Below are 15,401 nucleotides of genomic sequence, written 5' to 3'. Positions count from 1 at the left end.
TCAATTTTTACGTGTTGAATTCAGATAAATATACTCTCTTTAGAACAAATTCAATAAAATAATGATTTCGCTTTTTATATATTTATCATCAAATTAGTGGTGCTTACTATGATCTTACTTAAGAAATACGGCCCTATAGGTCTTATTTATATTATTCTGAATATTTTACTTTTTATTTTTTGGTGGGTGGTAACAGACCCGGGCAATTATATCTGGCGATCTATTGACGTAGAGAAAGAGATCCTTCTGGTTTCAGCCTGCAACAAACTCTTTTTAATAAAATATTATGTTTATGTTGTTGTGTGCAATTGCCTGCTCACTGCAATTGCATTCTATGAATTAAAACGAATTGTGCGGATTGCTATTGTACTGTTTGCTGCTGCTTTTTTCTTTATTACCAAAAGCCTTTTCGACCCTTATGTAGGACGCAATTATTACACGATTTTCGAAAATCAGAAAGTTTCCAAAAATTTCTTTTTAGAACCTGTTTCAGATGCCGGCAAATCCATCGGTCCTTTTTTACTGGAAAAATTAAATGAAAAGCCTTCTTACAGCAGAGAACAGGCAGCCAAAGGTTTAGGTATAATTCGTTATACAGCTGCCACAGAAAAACTGACCCGCATTCTTTACGACAGCACAGAGCTGATCTCTATGCGTGCCGAATGTTTTTACGCACTTACAAAAATGAATACGCCTGAATCGAAAAAAGAACTCGAGGAATTTTCTGTTATGCATAACGAGCAGTCGGGCGACAGTTTATTGATTGATCGCATCAATTTTGTTGAAATGCAGGATATCTACTGACGTTTATTCAACATACAATACCAATCCTTTCAGGTACTCACCTTCAGGATGGTAAATATTGATCGGGTGGTCAGCGGGCTGGTGCATCTGGTGGATGATGCGGACATTCCGGTATGAATCTGCCGCGGCGCCAAAAACAATTTTCTGGAACAGATCCTTGTCAATATTCTGAGAGCAGGAATACGTAAACAGCAAACCTCCTTTTTTAATTTTCCGGAAAGCTTTCAGATTGATCTGCTTATAACCACGACAAGCATTGGCGACAGCTTTAGCAGACTTGGCAAAAGCCGGCGGGTCAAGTACAATGATGTCATAAAAATCTTTTTCTATTTCACCTAGATAATCAAAGCAATCTGCAGCAATGGCGCCATGCTTAAAGCCAGGCAGATTCAGATCCATGTTTCTCGCTGCCAATGCAACAGCTTCTTTTGAAATATCTACCGAGTCAACCAGTTCTGCTCCTCCGGATGCTGCATAAACACTAAAGCCACCTGTATAACAAAATGTATTCAATACTTTTTTTCCTTTGGAATAACTCCGCAGCAGTTCTCTGTTTTCCCGCTGATCAACAAAGAAACCGGTCTTCTGTCCGTCAATGAAATCAACCTCAAACAGCACATCATTCTCTTTAACAATCACCGGTACCTCAACACCGCCGTGAAGCCAGCCGCTGCCGGTGCGTATGTCTTCCAGTACGGTTGAAGATGTTTTGGCTTTTATATAAATATGCTCAAATCCAAGTTCTATCAATGCCTGTTTAATGGCAGGAACCAGTTTCTCTACTCCCCTGATCAATACCTGCAGTACAACAACTCCCGCATATACATCGGCAATGATGCCTGGAAAGAAATCGCCTTCTGCGTGCAGCAGGCGGTATACATTTGTCTTTTCCTGCGGAATAACCGTTGTCCGCAATGCATATGCATTTTTTAATTTCTGCATCCAGTATGTGTCTGAGATAACCGTATCCGTCAGATCATCCCATTCAAACATCCGGCATACAATCTGACTCTTATGTGACAAAAATCCGAAGCCCAGTTTTTTGTTTTCAAAATCCGTTACGGCAACAATGGTGCCCTCCTCATTATCAGGTAACTTTGCTACCGCTCCTGAAAAAATCCAGGGGTGTCGGTTGTTGATAGAGCGTTCTTTACCTTTTTTTAATTGAAGTACTGGAATAGGCATGGATGTAAATTCGGTTTAACAGTGCGAAGATATTGAAAACTTCAAAATAACTTGGTAATAGATATTCAAAATAGTTACTTTAGCGGTACTAAACATTCTTTCCTTTCAATGAATATGAAAAATTTTGCATTATTCGCTTTGTCTCTTTTATGCTTCACCTTTACTTCCATGGGTCAGGGTAAAAAAATGTATGGAGTATTTGAAAACAAAACATTGTTTCAGATCGGTATAGTTGAAAGCAGCGATGGATCATCTGTATCGGGGCCTATCCGTTTTGCTCCGTTTGCAAACTATACGCTTCAGGGGCATAAAGATTTCAGTAATAAAATTGGTATCTACACAGGTATCGGGGTGAAAAACGTTGGTTTTATCAGTAAATACAACGATACACTTTACTCTGAAGTAAGAGTTAAAAGCAGAGCATACAGCTTAAGTGTTCCGGTAGGTCTTAAGTTCGGAAACATGGAAGAAGACAGATATTTCTATGTTGCCGGTGAATTTTTAGCACAGATTGATTACAAAGAAAAAGTATTTATCGGTGATGATAAAAGTAAGCGCAAAAATGACGCAGACATCAACAAAATCAATTACTCTGCTATCGTAGGTTTCAACATGAAAGGCTTCACCATTGGTGCAGAATATACATTGAATAACTTCTATGGCGACAACTATCACCTGATGCCGTCAAAGGCTAATCCATCATACGTATTGAACACGCCTTCTAAATCAAACATCTTAACCTTCTTTATCGGATTCAGAACAAACCTGAGTGCGAAAGAAGTATCTGCTCCGCAGAAACAATTACAGCAGGCGCGACTTTACCAGTATTAATATTTTATTATTACCCGCATAAAAAAACCGATAAGAAAACTTATCGGTTTTTTTATGCCTGAGCATTTTTGATTTTCTTATTGTACCAGGATCGGAAAATCCACTTCTATATCTGTTTCTCCCAGTGAGCTATCACCCAGTCCTGATGTAGGCTTCAGGCCCGGCTGGTGCTTCAGCACTACTTTCAACTGGTTTGTTTTAACAGTAAATGCAGCTCCGGTTGTAAGTTTGATGTTAAGGCCAAGCGGTACATTGTGGTCATCAAAGTCCAGGTAGCTTGTGGTCAGATCATAGCTGCCGCTCTTGGTATAAAAGAACTGATGCACATTTCTTTCTTCTTCAATTTCTTTTGATGTTGTATCAACGGGATTTTTTGTTTCATCCAGCACCAATACCTGTACGTGGTATTCTGTAGATGGAGAAAGACGAATGGTATCAATGGACGGAGCATTACCGCCGGCTCCATCCGCATCAATAAATGCAAAGACAGTCTCTGCAGCAGGGTCACTAACCGGATAAACAATCAGTTTCACCGTTGTAATAAGCTCCGTCTCATTTGGGTTAACAGGATTGGCAACATCGCCATGATTTTTTTTACATGATACAACGGCAAGCAAAACAGCTCCGGCAATAATTGATTTCAGAATTGTATTTTTTTTCATGAGAATATCTTTTTATTGTTTTGTAAAATCCAATGGTATCTGCAATCGCAGAATAATGTTTGTGCCTGCAGCATCAGCATAATATCTGAAGCGATCCAGGTAATCGCGGTAACGGGTGTTTAAAATATTCTGAGCCGTAAGTGTGATCAGCATTTCCTGTTTCGCAAGCGTTATGTATGCACCTGCTTCCGCCTGTAAAAGAAAGTAACCTGCCGGCGGCGCCATATAATCTGCATTGGCCGGCACGTTCTTTTTCTTTGCTGTCAGAATACCATCAACAGACACATATGGTTTTTTAATTCTTCCGACAGCTGGCAGTAGGTATTTCATGCCCAATTGCAAGCGCGTCGGTGGAATATAAATCAGCCATTCATCCTGCGAACGGTTGTATGCACTTACCATCGAATAACGCGCCGACAAAATTATTTTTTTTGTAATGCTGTCATTCAATGAAACATCAAGTCCGCCATAGGTGGCATTTACCTGTGTGTATTCAAAGGTCGGGAATGCACCGCGGATGGTTAATGTTGGCGGGAATACAGGTTTCAGGTAAATGTAATTGTTGAAATAATATCCATAGGCGTGTACATACCCGAAACATTTTTTGAACATGTAATTCAACGTAAATGCAGCATTAACAGCCTTTTCCGGCTGCAGATCGGGATTACCGATTTCATATGCAGCCGCACCATGATGAACACCATTGCTATATAACTCATTGACATTTGGCGCCCTGAAGGCAGTCCCCAGCAATACCTGTGTTTCTATATGGCTGCTCCATTCGTGCAGCAAGCCGAGGTTTGCTGTAGGACTCTGGAACGTTCGCTCCGGAGCCTGCAATACATTGTTCTCATAATAATATGATTTGAGGTATTTGTAATCATAGCGCAAACCTGCTTCAACTTTTGTCTTTGCTGAAAGCTTATATGCTTCTGTCACATACACGCCAACAGCATTGCTGGCAAAGTTCGGAATGAAGTAGCGGCCCTGGTAGGTGTTTGCCTGGTTGATATACATAATGCCCGCTGTGCCTCTGATGCGGCTGCTGATCCGGTGTTCCGCATACGTCTGCACAGTATGTGTGGTTAGTTCAAACGACAGCTGCGGTTCATCGGGCAAACCGGGATTGTAAGCCTTGTGGCTGTCGTACTCCTGACGTTTATTAAACTGGCGGGCGTACTCCAGCACCAGTGTGTGCTGCCTCAGGCGATAATAAACTTTATTCTTCCACAGTTCATGATTAACAATTTGTTTGGGCCTTTCAACCGCATAGGAAAAACCAGAAGTAACCGCCGGCTGTCCGCTGTTGATTGCCGTTATGAGGTCTGACACATTACCGATATGTGAACCGGTAAAGATCCCTAACGTTGTATTAAACTGACTATAGAATGTTTCCACACCCCAGCGGCGGGCCTGATACGCAGCGGCAGCCGAGAAATTGGCCTCCTGAAAACCGGTGTTCTTTAACCAATAATCCGGCGTACGGGTATTACCGCCTTTCCGCACGGTTCCCTGCACCCGCACCGCGAGCCCGGGGATTTTCTTGAATCCATGCTCTATAATGCCTGATGCAACACCGGCCCGGTTATTACTGAAACCGCCAAGATTAATGAGCGCCTTTGTTCCACGAAACGTATTCAATGCTTCAGGTTCCAGCAATACCACACCACCGATGGCATCTGAGCCGTAACGGATCGATTGCACACCTTTGATCACGGAGATTTTACTGGCAATAAAAGGGTCCACCTCCGGCGCATGCTCGTTGCCCCATTGCTGTCCTTCCTGGCGGATGCCATTGTTCAGAATCAGAATCCGTGTGCCATACATGCCTTGTATAACGGGCTTAAAGATCGTAGGTCCCGTTTGCAGCGCTGTTACGCCAGGCAGATATTTTAAACTTTCCCCAAGACTGTTTCCACGTAGCCTCGCCAGCTCTTCTTTTTCCAGCACTTCTACAGAACTGATCTCCGGCTGGTTCCCGCTGTGCTGAGACTCGATCGTAATCTCTTCGTCTTTCTCAACGGGTGTTAAACCGATCCGGATGAAGGTGTTTTTTTGCAGCAGAACCGAAGTGTCTTTGTGGCTGCAGGCAAGCATATCAATATGCAGCCGGTAGCTTTGCGCACACAAAGAATCTATGCGGAATGTACCGTCAGGTTTTGTGAGTACATATGTGTTCAGCTCCTGGATGAAGACTAACGCACCTTCCACGGGTTCGCCGGAATTTGTATACTGAATAATGCCGCTCAGCGTATAAACGCATGCGGATGAACGTACAGACTGCGCCTGTATTTCTGCAATAGAAATACACAGTACAATCCACGCCAGAAGAATTGTCTTCACGCGATGAATAAGTAATTTCTTGAATTAAAAGGAAAGGGACTTTCGGATGAAAGAAGAATTAAGAAAGAGCTACAGGCGGCGCTCTGCCTGAAGTTTCTGCAGCAAAAATAACTTCCTGCGAAATAAGTCCGGTATATAAAACTGAAAATATAATATATGCAACAAGCGCAGCAAACGGTTCCGGTAAAATAAAATCTGCCGGAACAATATCCAGCGCGCAGATCATACACTGCTCGGTTTGTTTGTTGAAACCCTGTTTCAGGTCGCGGTCGCTGTGGTGATTATGCAGAAAAGGGATAACCAGCTGCACAAAAAGCAGCAGGCTTATGCCCAAAAATACCCGATATATATTTTTCCTTTTCAACATGTTCACTTACAAATGTGGGAGTAATAAAGTTCATTTACAAGAAACCTTTTTTTAAAGAATCTGATTTTCAACGAGATTTAAAAATTGTTTGCCTTTTATTAAAAGCCATGCAATAGCAGGTTCTGGGCGTTTATAGATTCGTGCAAGTTGTTCTAAGATAAATTATATAATTTATCTATCTTTATCAGCATTAATATCTTAGAAAAATAGTAATTGCCGAACTCTATTTCTAAATCGTTCGTATAATACTCTGAATTTTATTTTAACAGAATATGTCTACTTTAATAATAGGAAATAGGTTTAAAAAGGGGTTGTTGCTATTGCTATCCATTATTCTTGTTATGGTAGTAGTAGGTGTCTTATTGCCTTCGTCCTATCATGTTGAGAGATCGATTATCATTCACCAATCAAATAAATCCATATTTCCATATCTGAACAAATTGCAGAAATGGCCTTCCTGGACTGCCTTGAACGTTAATAAGGATTATTCGCTGGAACAAACCTACTTCGGACCAAACCAGGGGATTGGCAGCGGCATGAGCTACCAGGGCGATAAATTAGGTAAAGGTACCATTACAATTATCGATAATGAAATGGATGACCATGTTACCTTTTCTCTGCTCATCAATAACCGCTTTGATACCAAAGGAAACATCCAGCTTGAGCATGTATCGGACTCTACAGCCCGTGCCACCATTACACTTGACGGTGATGTGGGCTTTCATCTGCCTAACCGCTACATTATTCTGATGATTGATAATATTGCCGGTTCCCTGTTCCAGGAGAGCCTGAACCGTCTTAAAACGGTAGCTGAGATGAAAAAAACGCAGCCGATCGAAGGCTTATAGCCAATCGCTCCTTTTTCTGCCTTCCTTTTTCTATCTTTGCATCTTAATTACAAAAACACATCATGGTTGATAAATTAGAAGCGATCAAGGTTCGATTTGATGAAGTTTCAGAAGCAATTCTGGATCCGAACATCATGTCGGACATGAAGCGTTATACGTCGTTAAATAAAGAATACAAAGAACTCAACAAGATTGTTGAGGTATACAATAAATACAAGAATATTCTGGCCAATATCGACAGTTCTAAAAAGGTTCTTAGCGTTGAAAAAGATCCTGACTTCAGAGAAATGGCGAAAGAAGAACTTGAAAGTTTAGCCCTGCAGAAAGACGAGATCGAATTGGTTATTAAAGAACTTCTGATACCAAAAGATCCGAATGACAGTAAAAACATTATCCTTGAAATCCGCGGCGGTACGGGTGGTGACGAGGCATCAATCTTTGCAGGAGATATTTTCCGTATGTACCAGCGTTACTGCGACCGCATGGGTTGGAAAATGGAGTTGATCGATGCAACAGAAGGAACATCTGGCGGTTACAAAGAGATCATTTGCGCGGTTTCGGGCGACGATGTATATGGAAAATTGAAATTTGAATCCGGGGTACACCGTGTACAACGTGTACCTGCAACAGAAACACAAGGTCGTATTCATACTTCTGCGGCTTCTGTAGCTGTACTGCCCGAAGTAGAAGAAGTGGATGTGCAATTGAACATGAATGATATCCGTAAAGATACATTCTGTTCTTCCGGACCAGGTGGACAGTCTGTAAACACAACTTATTCAGCCATCCGTTTAACGCACATCCCATCAGGTACCGTGGTTCAATGCCAGGATGAAAAATCCCAGATCAAGAACTTTGAAAAAGCCCTGAAGGTTTTACGTTCCCGTATTTATGAGATCGAATTAAAAAAACAACAGGACGAACTTGGTGCACAGCGTAACTCTATGATCGGCAGCGGCGACCGTTCTGATAAGATCAGAACCTATAATTACCCGCAGAGCCGTGTGACCGATCACCGCATCGGTTACACCGTACACAACCTGCCAGGCGTGATGGATGGCAATATTGATGATTTTATTGAAGAACTGAGACTGGCTGAAAACGCGCAGCGTTTAAGTACACAGGAAGCTTCCTGATTATAGAAATAAAGATTGTGAAAGGGGCGGCTAATGGTCGCCCCTTTTTTTATTTTGCAACCTGTGCTTATCAGGTTTTAATAGTGCCACCAGTTCCTTTTTTATTGTTATAACGCTTTATTATCAATCTGAAATACATATCTCAATGTTATGTTTTTACATACATTAACTGTATTTTTATTATACAAGAGATACTTACAACCCTATTAACACATCTTAACTATCGTAAACCAATGAAACGTTTCTTATCCATTCCTCTTTATTTAATCGTTCTTTCTTTATTCAGTTCCTGCGGATACAACACTATGGTTAAGCAGCAGGAAAATGTTGAGGCAGCCTGGGCACAGGTAGATGTGCAGTACCAGCGCCGTAATGACCTGATCGGAAACCTTGTTGAAACGGTTAAAGGCTATGCAAAATATGAGCAGGAAACGCTTACAAAAGTAGTAGAAGCTCGTGCTTCTGCAACACAGGTTGTTGTTAAGGCAGATCAGCTTACAGAAGAAAATATTCAAAAATACCAGGCTGCACAAGGTCAGTTGACTGCTGCACTAAGCAAATTAATGGCAATCACGGAAAACTATCCGAACCTGAAAGCAGACCAGGGATTCTCAGATCTTCGTGCTGAATTGAGCGGAACAGAAAACAGAATTGCACAGGCAAGAAGACAATTCAATGAAGCTGTACAGGAATACAACACTACAATCAAAACTTTCCCGAACAACATGCTTGCAGGTTCATTTGGCTTTGAGAAAAAAGGATATTTCAAATCAGATGCGGGAGCAGAAAAAGCTCCTTCTGTAAAATTCTAAGCAGATTATGCCAACCTCCTTTTTCAGTGCTGCTGAACAGACTGCAATTATTGATTCCATTCACAAGGCTGAAAAAAACACATCCGGAGAAATTCGTGTGCACATTGAGAACCAGTGTGCATACGAACTGATGGATCGTGCTGCTGATGTTTTTGCTTCGCTTGGAATGCATAAAACGGATCTGAAAAATGGCGTATTGTTTTATCTTTCCATCAACGACCGTAAGTTCGCGATCCTGGGTGATGCTGGTATTAATGCGAAAGTACCTGCAGGTTTCTGGGATTCAATCAAAGAGCTGGTACTGGATCATTTTAAGAAAGGTGAATATGCACTTGGCTTAAGCAAAGGCATTGAAAAAGCAGGACTGAAACTTAGCGAACATTTCCCTTACAGTAAGACAGATATAAATGAATTGTCAAACGAAATTTCTTTTAATAAAAATTAAATGAGAGGCCGCATCCTTCTGTTCGTATATCTGCTGCTTTCTCTATATACGTTCGGAGCAAACAACTCAGATTTTCCGCCACCGCCCAATCCACCGAGATTGATCAATGATTTTGCCGGTATGCTTAACCCTGCAGAGGTTGCGCAGCTGGAGCAGAAGGTTCGCACATTCAACGACTCTACTTCCATTGAGGTCTCTGTTGTAATCATTACCAATCTGGGTGATTATGATATTTCTGATTATGCCGCCCGCCTGGGAGAATATTGGGGCATCGGGAAGAAATCCAAATCGAACGGTGTGCTCCTGCTCATCGCAAAAGAAAATCACAAAGCGTTTATTGCAACTGGCTACGGCATGGAAGGTGTGCTGCCTGACATGCGTTGTAAAAGAATCATTGACGCCGAACTGATCCCTCAATTTAAACGCAGCAATTATTTTAACGGCATTAATTTTACGATTGATGCCATCATCCGGTATTCTAAAAATGAATATACGGCAGACCCGAGCGACAATGTATCAGGCGGTAAAATTAAGCCTGCTTATGTATTCTTATTGATTTTTATCGTAATCATCATCATCGGATTCCTGAACCGTCATAACAACAAAGGCAACAGCGGTGGCCGCGGTTATAACCGCAGCGGCGGCGGCTTTGGCATGTTTCCTCCCATTGGAGGCTTCGGCAGCGGTGGTGGCTGGGGCAGTGGCGGCGGAAGCAGCGGCGGCGGTTTTGGTGGCTTTGGCGGCGGCGGTTTCGGCGACGGCGGCGCAGGCGGCGACTGGTAAATTTCTCATACAACATAAATACGGATGCCATCGTTTTAACGATGGCATCCGTATTTCTAAATCAATATTAAACCTCTATGCTCTTCGTCAGTCATTTTTTTATCGGGTTTATCGTCAGCTTTCTCGGCACTATTCCACCTTCAACGTTCAATCTGCTTGCCATCAAACGCGCTACATCAACCGGACTCCGTAAAGCCATGTGGTTTGCAGCCGGCGCAGTATCCATTGAATTTTTCTATTGCTTCATCGCAGTAATCTTTTCAAAGTATTTTCTGTCGCATAAGTCCATTGCCGACTTCATTGAAATCATTGCCGTGCCGGCATTCCTCATACTCTCGTATGTTTTCCTTACCAAAAAACACAAAGAACCTACGGAAAATGAACAACACCCCAAAGGTTCGAATGATTATGCGCAAGGGTTGTTTATTGGAGTAATTAATTTTACGCAGATCACCTTCTGGCTTGGATACAGTACGTATTTCATGAGCACCGGCTGGATGAAAGATGATTTACTCTTAATGACGACCTTTGTTGTAGGCGTATGCAGCGGCAGCATGGCCATGCTTTTCATATATGCCTACTATTGCAAAAAATGGTTCTATGGAAATACGCCTTCCTTATTTTCTGAAAAGATCCTGAATAAAGTAGTAGGTTATATTTTTCTGGGCCTCGCTGTATTGCAGGCAGGGAAGCTGTTGTGGGAGAATTATAAATAAATTTATGTAAATTGATTTTTTAATTATTATAGCTATGAGATTGTCGGCCATCGTTTTCGTATTTGCTTTTTTTGCTCTTGCCCATGCTGCAACTGCTCAGAATTTTCAACCGTTCAGAAATACGTTCAGTTATGAATTTTTATATCGGAGGGCACTCGGATTTGACACAACAGCACACGTTATTACAGTAGACAGCGCTGCTGTTGTTAATAGTGACTCTATCTTTTATTTTAACAAGCTGAACACAACCAAAGATAATTTCTGGGGTTGTTCCATGGTAAAAAAGAATAGCGGCATATTTCTTTTCCTTGTAACAAGGGATGGATATTATGATACAGTCGTTGTTAAAACTCAGCAACCTCTTTGGACAAAATGGAAATTCACACTTAATAATGTTGTCTATACTGCTACCTATGCAAACTACAAGCAGGAAACCGTGTTAACAAACCAGACAGATTATGTAAAAACAATCATTGTTGAAGACTACAATGGTTTTAAAGACTCTATTAAAGTATCCGAAAATTTTGGGTTTGTATATTCATTCCCTTTTTTCGACGATTCCTTCTATAAGCATAATAACTTCAGTCTGAATTATATTTTTAACACACACATTGGCGACAATAAACTGGATTTCTTTGAATACTTCGATTACGATGCCGGAGATATGTTGATCTATAGTCCTCATAGTCCGGGGCCACCAACAGATCGTTTGGATTATGATATTTATAAAGTGCTTACAAAAACGGTTTCTGCTGATGGTGATACCATTCGTTATCAACTCAGCAAATGCCATGTTAATGCTATTGACAACGGCGTCTATTCAATGACTCAAACGCATTGTACATTGACCGTTACTGCTTTTTCTGTAACAGGTGATTTCCCTTACATTGGGCTATTATCGCTTCCCACAAATAAAAATACCACAATGCTCTTTGCATACGAGGCATATAGAGGTGGCTTATATATTGTACCGGATGTAGTTTTTGAAGGATTTCCTTCATACACCTTTACCCGTGGATTAGGCCTGAGTCAATACTATTATAATGGTGCTCCAAACTACGATGACAGATTTTACAGAAACATAGAATATATTAAACAGTCAAATACCGATGATGACTGCAGCAGCATACAAACTATTCTTGCTGTAAAATCTTCACAGGCAATCAGCGAAAACTTAATGGTTGCTCCAAACCCTTTTGAAAATTCTATTTCGCTCAATACTTCAAATCTCCTGCCGGGTAATTCACACCTACGCATCGTATTCTCTTTGGGTGTTGAATTGTATACATGCGAAGCTGCTGTTTCCTCTTCAAACCAGCAGCTGGATCTTTCCGGGTTATCATCGCTTAGTACAGGTGTGTATTTTCTTTTTGTTGAAAATGAAGGAAGGCTGTATAGCCAGAAGATTATAAAGAAATAGACTGAAATTTAATAGACGATTACAAATCCTATTTTATCTGTCTTCCGGATTGTTTATGTTAACGCAATGGATTGCTGATCAGCAGTGCTGCCTGAAACGGCCGATGCCATCGCTTTAATCGATGGCATCGCTTTTAAATAACGGTAATTCAATTACGCATACAAATCCGGAACAACGGATCTATTAGCGTTGGGCTAATGCAATCTCCCTACAATTTCTCTCTCAAATATTTCGCTGTATATCCTTTTTTGCATTTCAGCATCTCTTCAGGCGTGCCTTCAAAAATAACTTCGCCGCCACCATTACCACCTTCCGGACCAATATCAATGATCCAGTCTGCACACTTGATCATTTCCATGTTGTGCTCAATCACAATAACAGAATTGCCTTTGTTTACCAGCGCCTGTATGGAGTCTAATAGCTTACGGATATCATGGAAATGCAAACCGGTTGTTGGTTCGTCAAACAGGAACAGGATATGTTCGTTATTATCATCGGGCGATTTACCCAGGAATGAAGCAAGCTTCACACGCTGCGCCTCTCCTCCCGATAGCGAACTCGATGATTGCCCTAAATGCACATAACCCAAACCTACGTCTGCCAATGGCTGCAGCTTCTCGATCAACTTCGGTTTATCTTTGAAGAATGTTAAACTTTCTTCAATCGTCATATCCAATACTTCGGATACGCTCTTATCATTATACTTGACTTCCAGAATCTCCTGTTTGAAACGCTTGCCGTTGCAGGCTTCGCAGGTCAAATGCACATCTGCCATAAACTGCATTTCAACCGTTACAATACCTTCACCCTGGCACATCTCACATCTGCCGCCTTCTACATTGAAAGAGAAATGCCCCGGCTTATAAGCACGTGCTTTTGACAGCGGCTGCTCTGCATATAAATTCCGGATCAGGTCATATGCTTTCACATAGGTTACCGGATTTGAACGTGATGATTTCCCAATCGGATTCTGGTCTACAAATTCTATTTGTGTTACTTCGCGGATGTCACCATCCATGCGGTCGAACTTACCCGTAAACTCACCGGAGAAGCCAAACAGTTTCTGCAGCGACGGGAATAATATTTTCTTCACCAACGTTGATTTACCCGAGCCACTCACACCTGTTACTACGGTGAATGTGTGCAGCGGAAACTTTACATTGATGTTTTTAAGATTGTTTTCTCTGGCACCTTTAATCTCAATACAGGCATTCCATTTTCTGCGTTGCTTCGGCACTTCAATCTTCGCGCGGCCTGTTAAATAATCGGTCGTGTAGGAGCCGCTATGCGTGATCATATCTTCGATCACACCCTGGAACATGAGCTTACCACCGTGAATGCCTGCATCCGGACCAATATCAATGATCTGGTCGGCAGCACGCATAACTTCTTCTTCGTGTTCAACAACAATCACTGTGTTACCCATGTCGCGCAGCATCTTCAATACTTCAACAAGCTTGCCGGTGTCGCGCGGGTGCAGACCAATACTGGGTTCATCCAGCACATACATGGAGCCAACCAGTGCGCTTCCCAGTGATGTTGCCAGTTTGATCCGCTGGAACTCTCCACCTGAAAGCGATGCGGTTAAGCGATTCAGTGTTAGATAGCCCAAGCCAACTTTGTCCAGGTATGAAAGGCGATTGGTAATTTCTTTCAGCAAACGCTCAGCGATCTTTGCTTCGTTCTTCTGTAGCTTCATGCCGTTAAAGAATTCCAGCGCTTCGTCTACCGGCATCAATACGATATCTGTAATGGATTTGCCGGCAATCTTAACATACGATGCGTCTTTGCGCAAACGCGTGCCGCGGCAATCCGGACAAACGGTTCTGCCTTTGAAGCGCGACAACATTACACGATATTGAATCTTATAGGTCTGTGTTTCCAGGTATGCAAAGAATGCATTCAAGCCATCGAAATATTTATTCCCTTCCCACAATAATCTCCGTTCTTCTTCCGACAAATCCTGGATGGCTCTGTGTATCGGAAAGTCAAACTTGATTCCGTTCTTGATCAAGGGCTTCAGCCATTCACTCATTTTCTCCCCACGCCAGCAGGCAATCGCGCCTTCATATACGGATAAAGATTTATCAGGGATTACCAGGTCTTCATCAATGCCTAATACATGTCCGAAACCTTCACAGGTTCTGCAGGCACCAAAAGGGTTGTTGAAGCTGAAGAAGTTTGCGGATGGTTCTTCAAAAATAATTCCGTCTGCTTCAAAGCGATCGCAGAAATCGCGCGTTTCGCCGTTTGGTATAACAATGCGGCAATCGCCGTCGCCTTCATAGAAGGCTGTCTGTACAGAATCCGATACGCGGAATGGTGCGTCATCTTCTGTTTTGTTTACTGAATTTCGATCGATCAGAATCCAGGCATCTGCTTTCGCAGGAATCGCTTTCGTTCCTTTTTCAATCAGTTCTTCAATGGTTGCAACTTCGCCGTTCAGGTACAAACGTGTAAAACCTTTCTGCAACAGAATCTGCAGCTCTTCCGGCGGTTTGCGCCCGTGCTTGGTTCTGAAGGGCGCAAGCACCATGAAGCGCGTGCCTTCTTCATGTTCAAATACCCAGTCTACAACATCTGTAACAGTATTCTTTTTAACTTCCAGGCCGCTCACCGGAGAAATGGTATGGCCGATGCGGGCAAATAATAATTTCAGGTAATCGTAGATCTCTGTGGTTGTACCTACAGTGGAACGGGGGTTCCGGGAATTTACTTTCTGTTCGATCGCAATAGCCGGTGAAACGCCTTTGATATAATCCACTTCCGGCTTTTCCATCCGGCCCAGAAACTGGCGTGCGTAAGAACTCAGGCTTTCCACGTACATACGCTGGCCTTCCGCAAACAAGGTATCGAACGCGAGGGATGATTTACCGGAGCCGGAAAGTCCGGTGATAACAACTAATTTATTTCTGGGAATTGCAACGTCAACATTTTTCAGATTATGTACACGTGCTCCTTTGATGATTATGAAATTTCTTGGATCTAAAGATTCTATATCAAGTGCGTATTCTTTTTTCGCCACAGCCGTTCCTTTCATATAGTGTGT

General features: G+C 42.1%; 14 protein-coding genes. 9 read left to right on the top strand and 5 right to left on the bottom strand.

The annotated features are described in order from the left end of the window. Positions 1-108: 108 nt before the first annotated feature. The gene (locus tag ACTHJT_RS00480; protein ID WP_440235584.1) at positions 109-804 is read left to right on the top strand and encodes a HEAT repeat domain-containing protein; all 696 of its coding nucleotides are present in this window, start codon (positions 109-111) and stop codon (positions 802-804) included. Positions 805-807: 3 nt separating this feature from the next. Here the strand turns inward: ACTHJT_RS00480 and ACTHJT_RS00475 are convergent, their stop codons facing one another. Continuing rightward, on the bottom strand, positions 808-1,989 hold the full coding sequence (locus tag ACTHJT_RS00475) for a class I SAM-dependent rRNA methyltransferase (RefSeq protein ID WP_440235583.1): 1,182 nt from the start codon (positions 1,987-1,989) through the stop codon (positions 808-810). Between the two features lie 114 nt (positions 1,990-2,103). Between ACTHJT_RS00475 and ACTHJT_RS00470 the strand changes: the two genes are divergently transcribed. Then, the gene (locus ACTHJT_RS00470) at positions 2,104-2,820 is read left to right on the top strand and encodes a hypothetical protein (RefSeq protein ID WP_440235581.1); all 717 of its coding nucleotides are present in this window, start codon (positions 2,104-2,106) and stop codon (positions 2,818-2,820) included. 77 nt (positions 2,821-2,897) lie between these two features. Here ACTHJT_RS00470 and ACTHJT_RS00465 read toward each other — a convergent pair whose 3' ends face one another. Genes ACTHJT_RS00465 through ACTHJT_RS00455 form a run of 3 tightly spaced genes read right to left on the bottom strand, consistent with a single transcriptional unit; the run spans position 2,898 to position 6,192 of the window. Beyond that, positions 2,898-3,482, bottom strand: a complete 585-nt coding sequence (locus ACTHJT_RS00465) for a hypothetical protein (protein ID WP_440235580.1) — start codon at positions 3,480-3,482, stop codon at positions 2,898-2,900. Between the two features lie 12 nt (positions 3,483-3,494). After that, positions 3,495-5,825, bottom strand: coding sequence for a TonB-dependent receptor (locus ACTHJT_RS00460; RefSeq protein WP_440235577.1), 2,331 nt, complete (start codon positions 5,823-5,825; stop codon positions 3,495-3,497). Positions 5,826-5,883: 58 nt separating this feature from the next. After that, complete coding sequence (locus tag ACTHJT_RS00455) at positions 5,884-6,192, bottom strand: hypothetical protein (RefSeq protein WP_440235576.1); 309 nt, start codon at positions 6,190-6,192, stop codon at positions 5,884-5,886. Between the two features lie 272 nt (positions 6,193-6,464). On the opposite strand from ACTHJT_RS00455, the gene ACTHJT_RS00450 reads away from it, so the two are divergent. The 7 genes from ACTHJT_RS00450 (at position 6,465) to ACTHJT_RS00420 (ending at position 12,352) form a co-directional block, all read left to right on the top strand. Continuing rightward, entirely contained in the window at positions 6,465-7,040 is a 576-nt protein-coding gene (locus ACTHJT_RS00450) for an SRPBCC family protein (protein WP_440235575.1), read from the top strand. Between the two features lie 62 nt (positions 7,041-7,102). After that, a complete protein-coding gene (gene prfA / locus ACTHJT_RS00445; protein WP_440235574.1) occupies positions 7,103-8,176 on the top strand; it encodes a peptide chain release factor 1 in 1,074 nt (357 codons plus the stop codon). A 233-nt stretch (positions 8,177-8,409) separates the two neighbouring features. Further along, complete coding sequence (locus ACTHJT_RS00440; RefSeq protein WP_440235573.1) at positions 8,410-8,988, top strand: LemA family protein; 579 nt, start codon at positions 8,410-8,412, stop codon at positions 8,986-8,988. A gap of 7 nt (positions 8,989-8,995) precedes the next feature. Next, positions 8,996-9,433: a TPM domain-containing protein gene (locus tag ACTHJT_RS00435; protein ID WP_440235572.1), complete on the top strand. Its 438-nt coding sequence runs from the start codon at positions 8,996-8,998 to the stop codon at positions 9,431-9,433. Continuing rightward, positions 9,434-10,216 (top strand): TPM domain-containing protein, encoded by a 783-nt coding sequence (locus tag ACTHJT_RS00430; RefSeq protein ID WP_440235571.1) that lies wholly within the window; start codon positions 9,434-9,436, stop codon positions 10,214-10,216. 77 nt (positions 10,217-10,293) lie between these two features. Next, positions 10,294-10,932: a LysE family translocator gene (locus ACTHJT_RS00425; protein WP_440235570.1), complete on the top strand. Its 639-nt coding sequence runs from the start codon at positions 10,294-10,296 to the stop codon at positions 10,930-10,932. Between the two features lie 34 nt (positions 10,933-10,966). Next, complete coding sequence (locus tag ACTHJT_RS00420) at positions 10,967-12,352, top strand: T9SS type A sorting domain-containing protein (RefSeq protein WP_440235569.1); 1,386 nt, start codon at positions 10,967-10,969, stop codon at positions 12,350-12,352. 208 nt (positions 12,353-12,560) lie between these two features. Here ACTHJT_RS00420 and uvrA read toward each other — a convergent pair whose 3' ends face one another. Beyond that, positions 12,561-15,392 carry an excinuclease ABC subunit UvrA gene (gene uvrA, locus ACTHJT_RS00415; RefSeq protein ID WP_440235568.1) on the bottom strand — a complete coding sequence of 944 codons (2,832 nt, stop codon included), beginning with the start codon at positions 15,390-15,392 and terminating at the stop codon, positions 12,561-12,563. Between the last annotated feature and the right edge of the window lie 9 nt (positions 15,393-15,401).

It is taken from the genome of Cytophaga sp. (assembly GCF_051961495.1).
Classification (GTDB): Bacteria; Bacteroidota; Bacteroidia; order Cytophagales; family Cytophagaceae; genus Cytophaga.
This window is presented reverse-complemented; position numbering and strand designations above follow the sequence as displayed.

Coding starts and splice junctions, on each gene's coding strand:
- ACTHJT_RS00480 (WP_440235584.1), top strand. CDS start 109: ATGATCTTACTTAAGAAATACGGCCCTATAGGTCTTATTTATATTATT.
- ACTHJT_RS00475 (WP_440235583.1), bottom strand. CDS start 1,989: ATGCCTATTCCAGTACTTCAATTAAAAAAAGGTAAAGAACGCTCTATC.
- ACTHJT_RS00470 (WP_440235581.1), top strand. CDS start 2,104: ATGAAAAATTTTGCATTATTCGCTTTGTCTCTTTTATGCTTCACCTTT.
- ACTHJT_RS00465 (WP_440235580.1), bottom strand. CDS start 3,482: ATGAAAAAAAATACAATTCTGAAATCAATTATTGCCGGAGCTGTTTTG.
- ACTHJT_RS00455 (WP_440235576.1), bottom strand. CDS start 6,192: ATGTTGAAAAGGAAAAATATATATCGGGTATTTTTGGGCATAAGCCTG.
- ACTHJT_RS00450 (WP_440235575.1), top strand. CDS start 6,465: ATGTCTACTTTAATAATAGGAAATAGGTTTAAAAAGGGGTTGTTGCTA.
- prfA (WP_440235574.1), top strand. CDS start 7,103: ATGGTTGATAAATTAGAAGCGATCAAGGTTCGATTTGATGAAGTTTCA.
- ACTHJT_RS00440 (WP_440235573.1), top strand. CDS start 8,410: ATGAAACGTTTCTTATCCATTCCTCTTTATTTAATCGTTCTTTCTTTA.
- ACTHJT_RS00435 (WP_440235572.1), top strand. CDS start 8,996: ATGCCAACCTCCTTTTTCAGTGCTGCTGAACAGACTGCAATTATTGAT.
- ACTHJT_RS00430 (WP_440235571.1), top strand. CDS start 9,434: ATGAGAGGCCGCATCCTTCTGTTCGTATATCTGCTGCTTTCTCTATAT.
- ACTHJT_RS00425 (WP_440235570.1), top strand. CDS start 10,294: ATGCTCTTCGTCAGTCATTTTTTTATCGGGTTTATCGTCAGCTTTCTC.
- ACTHJT_RS00420 (WP_440235569.1), top strand. CDS start 10,967: ATGAGATTGTCGGCCATCGTTTTCGTATTTGCTTTTTTTGCTCTTGCC.
- uvrA (WP_440235568.1), bottom strand. CDS start 15,392: ATGAAAGGAACGGCTGTGGCGAAAAAAGAATACGCACTTGATATAGAA.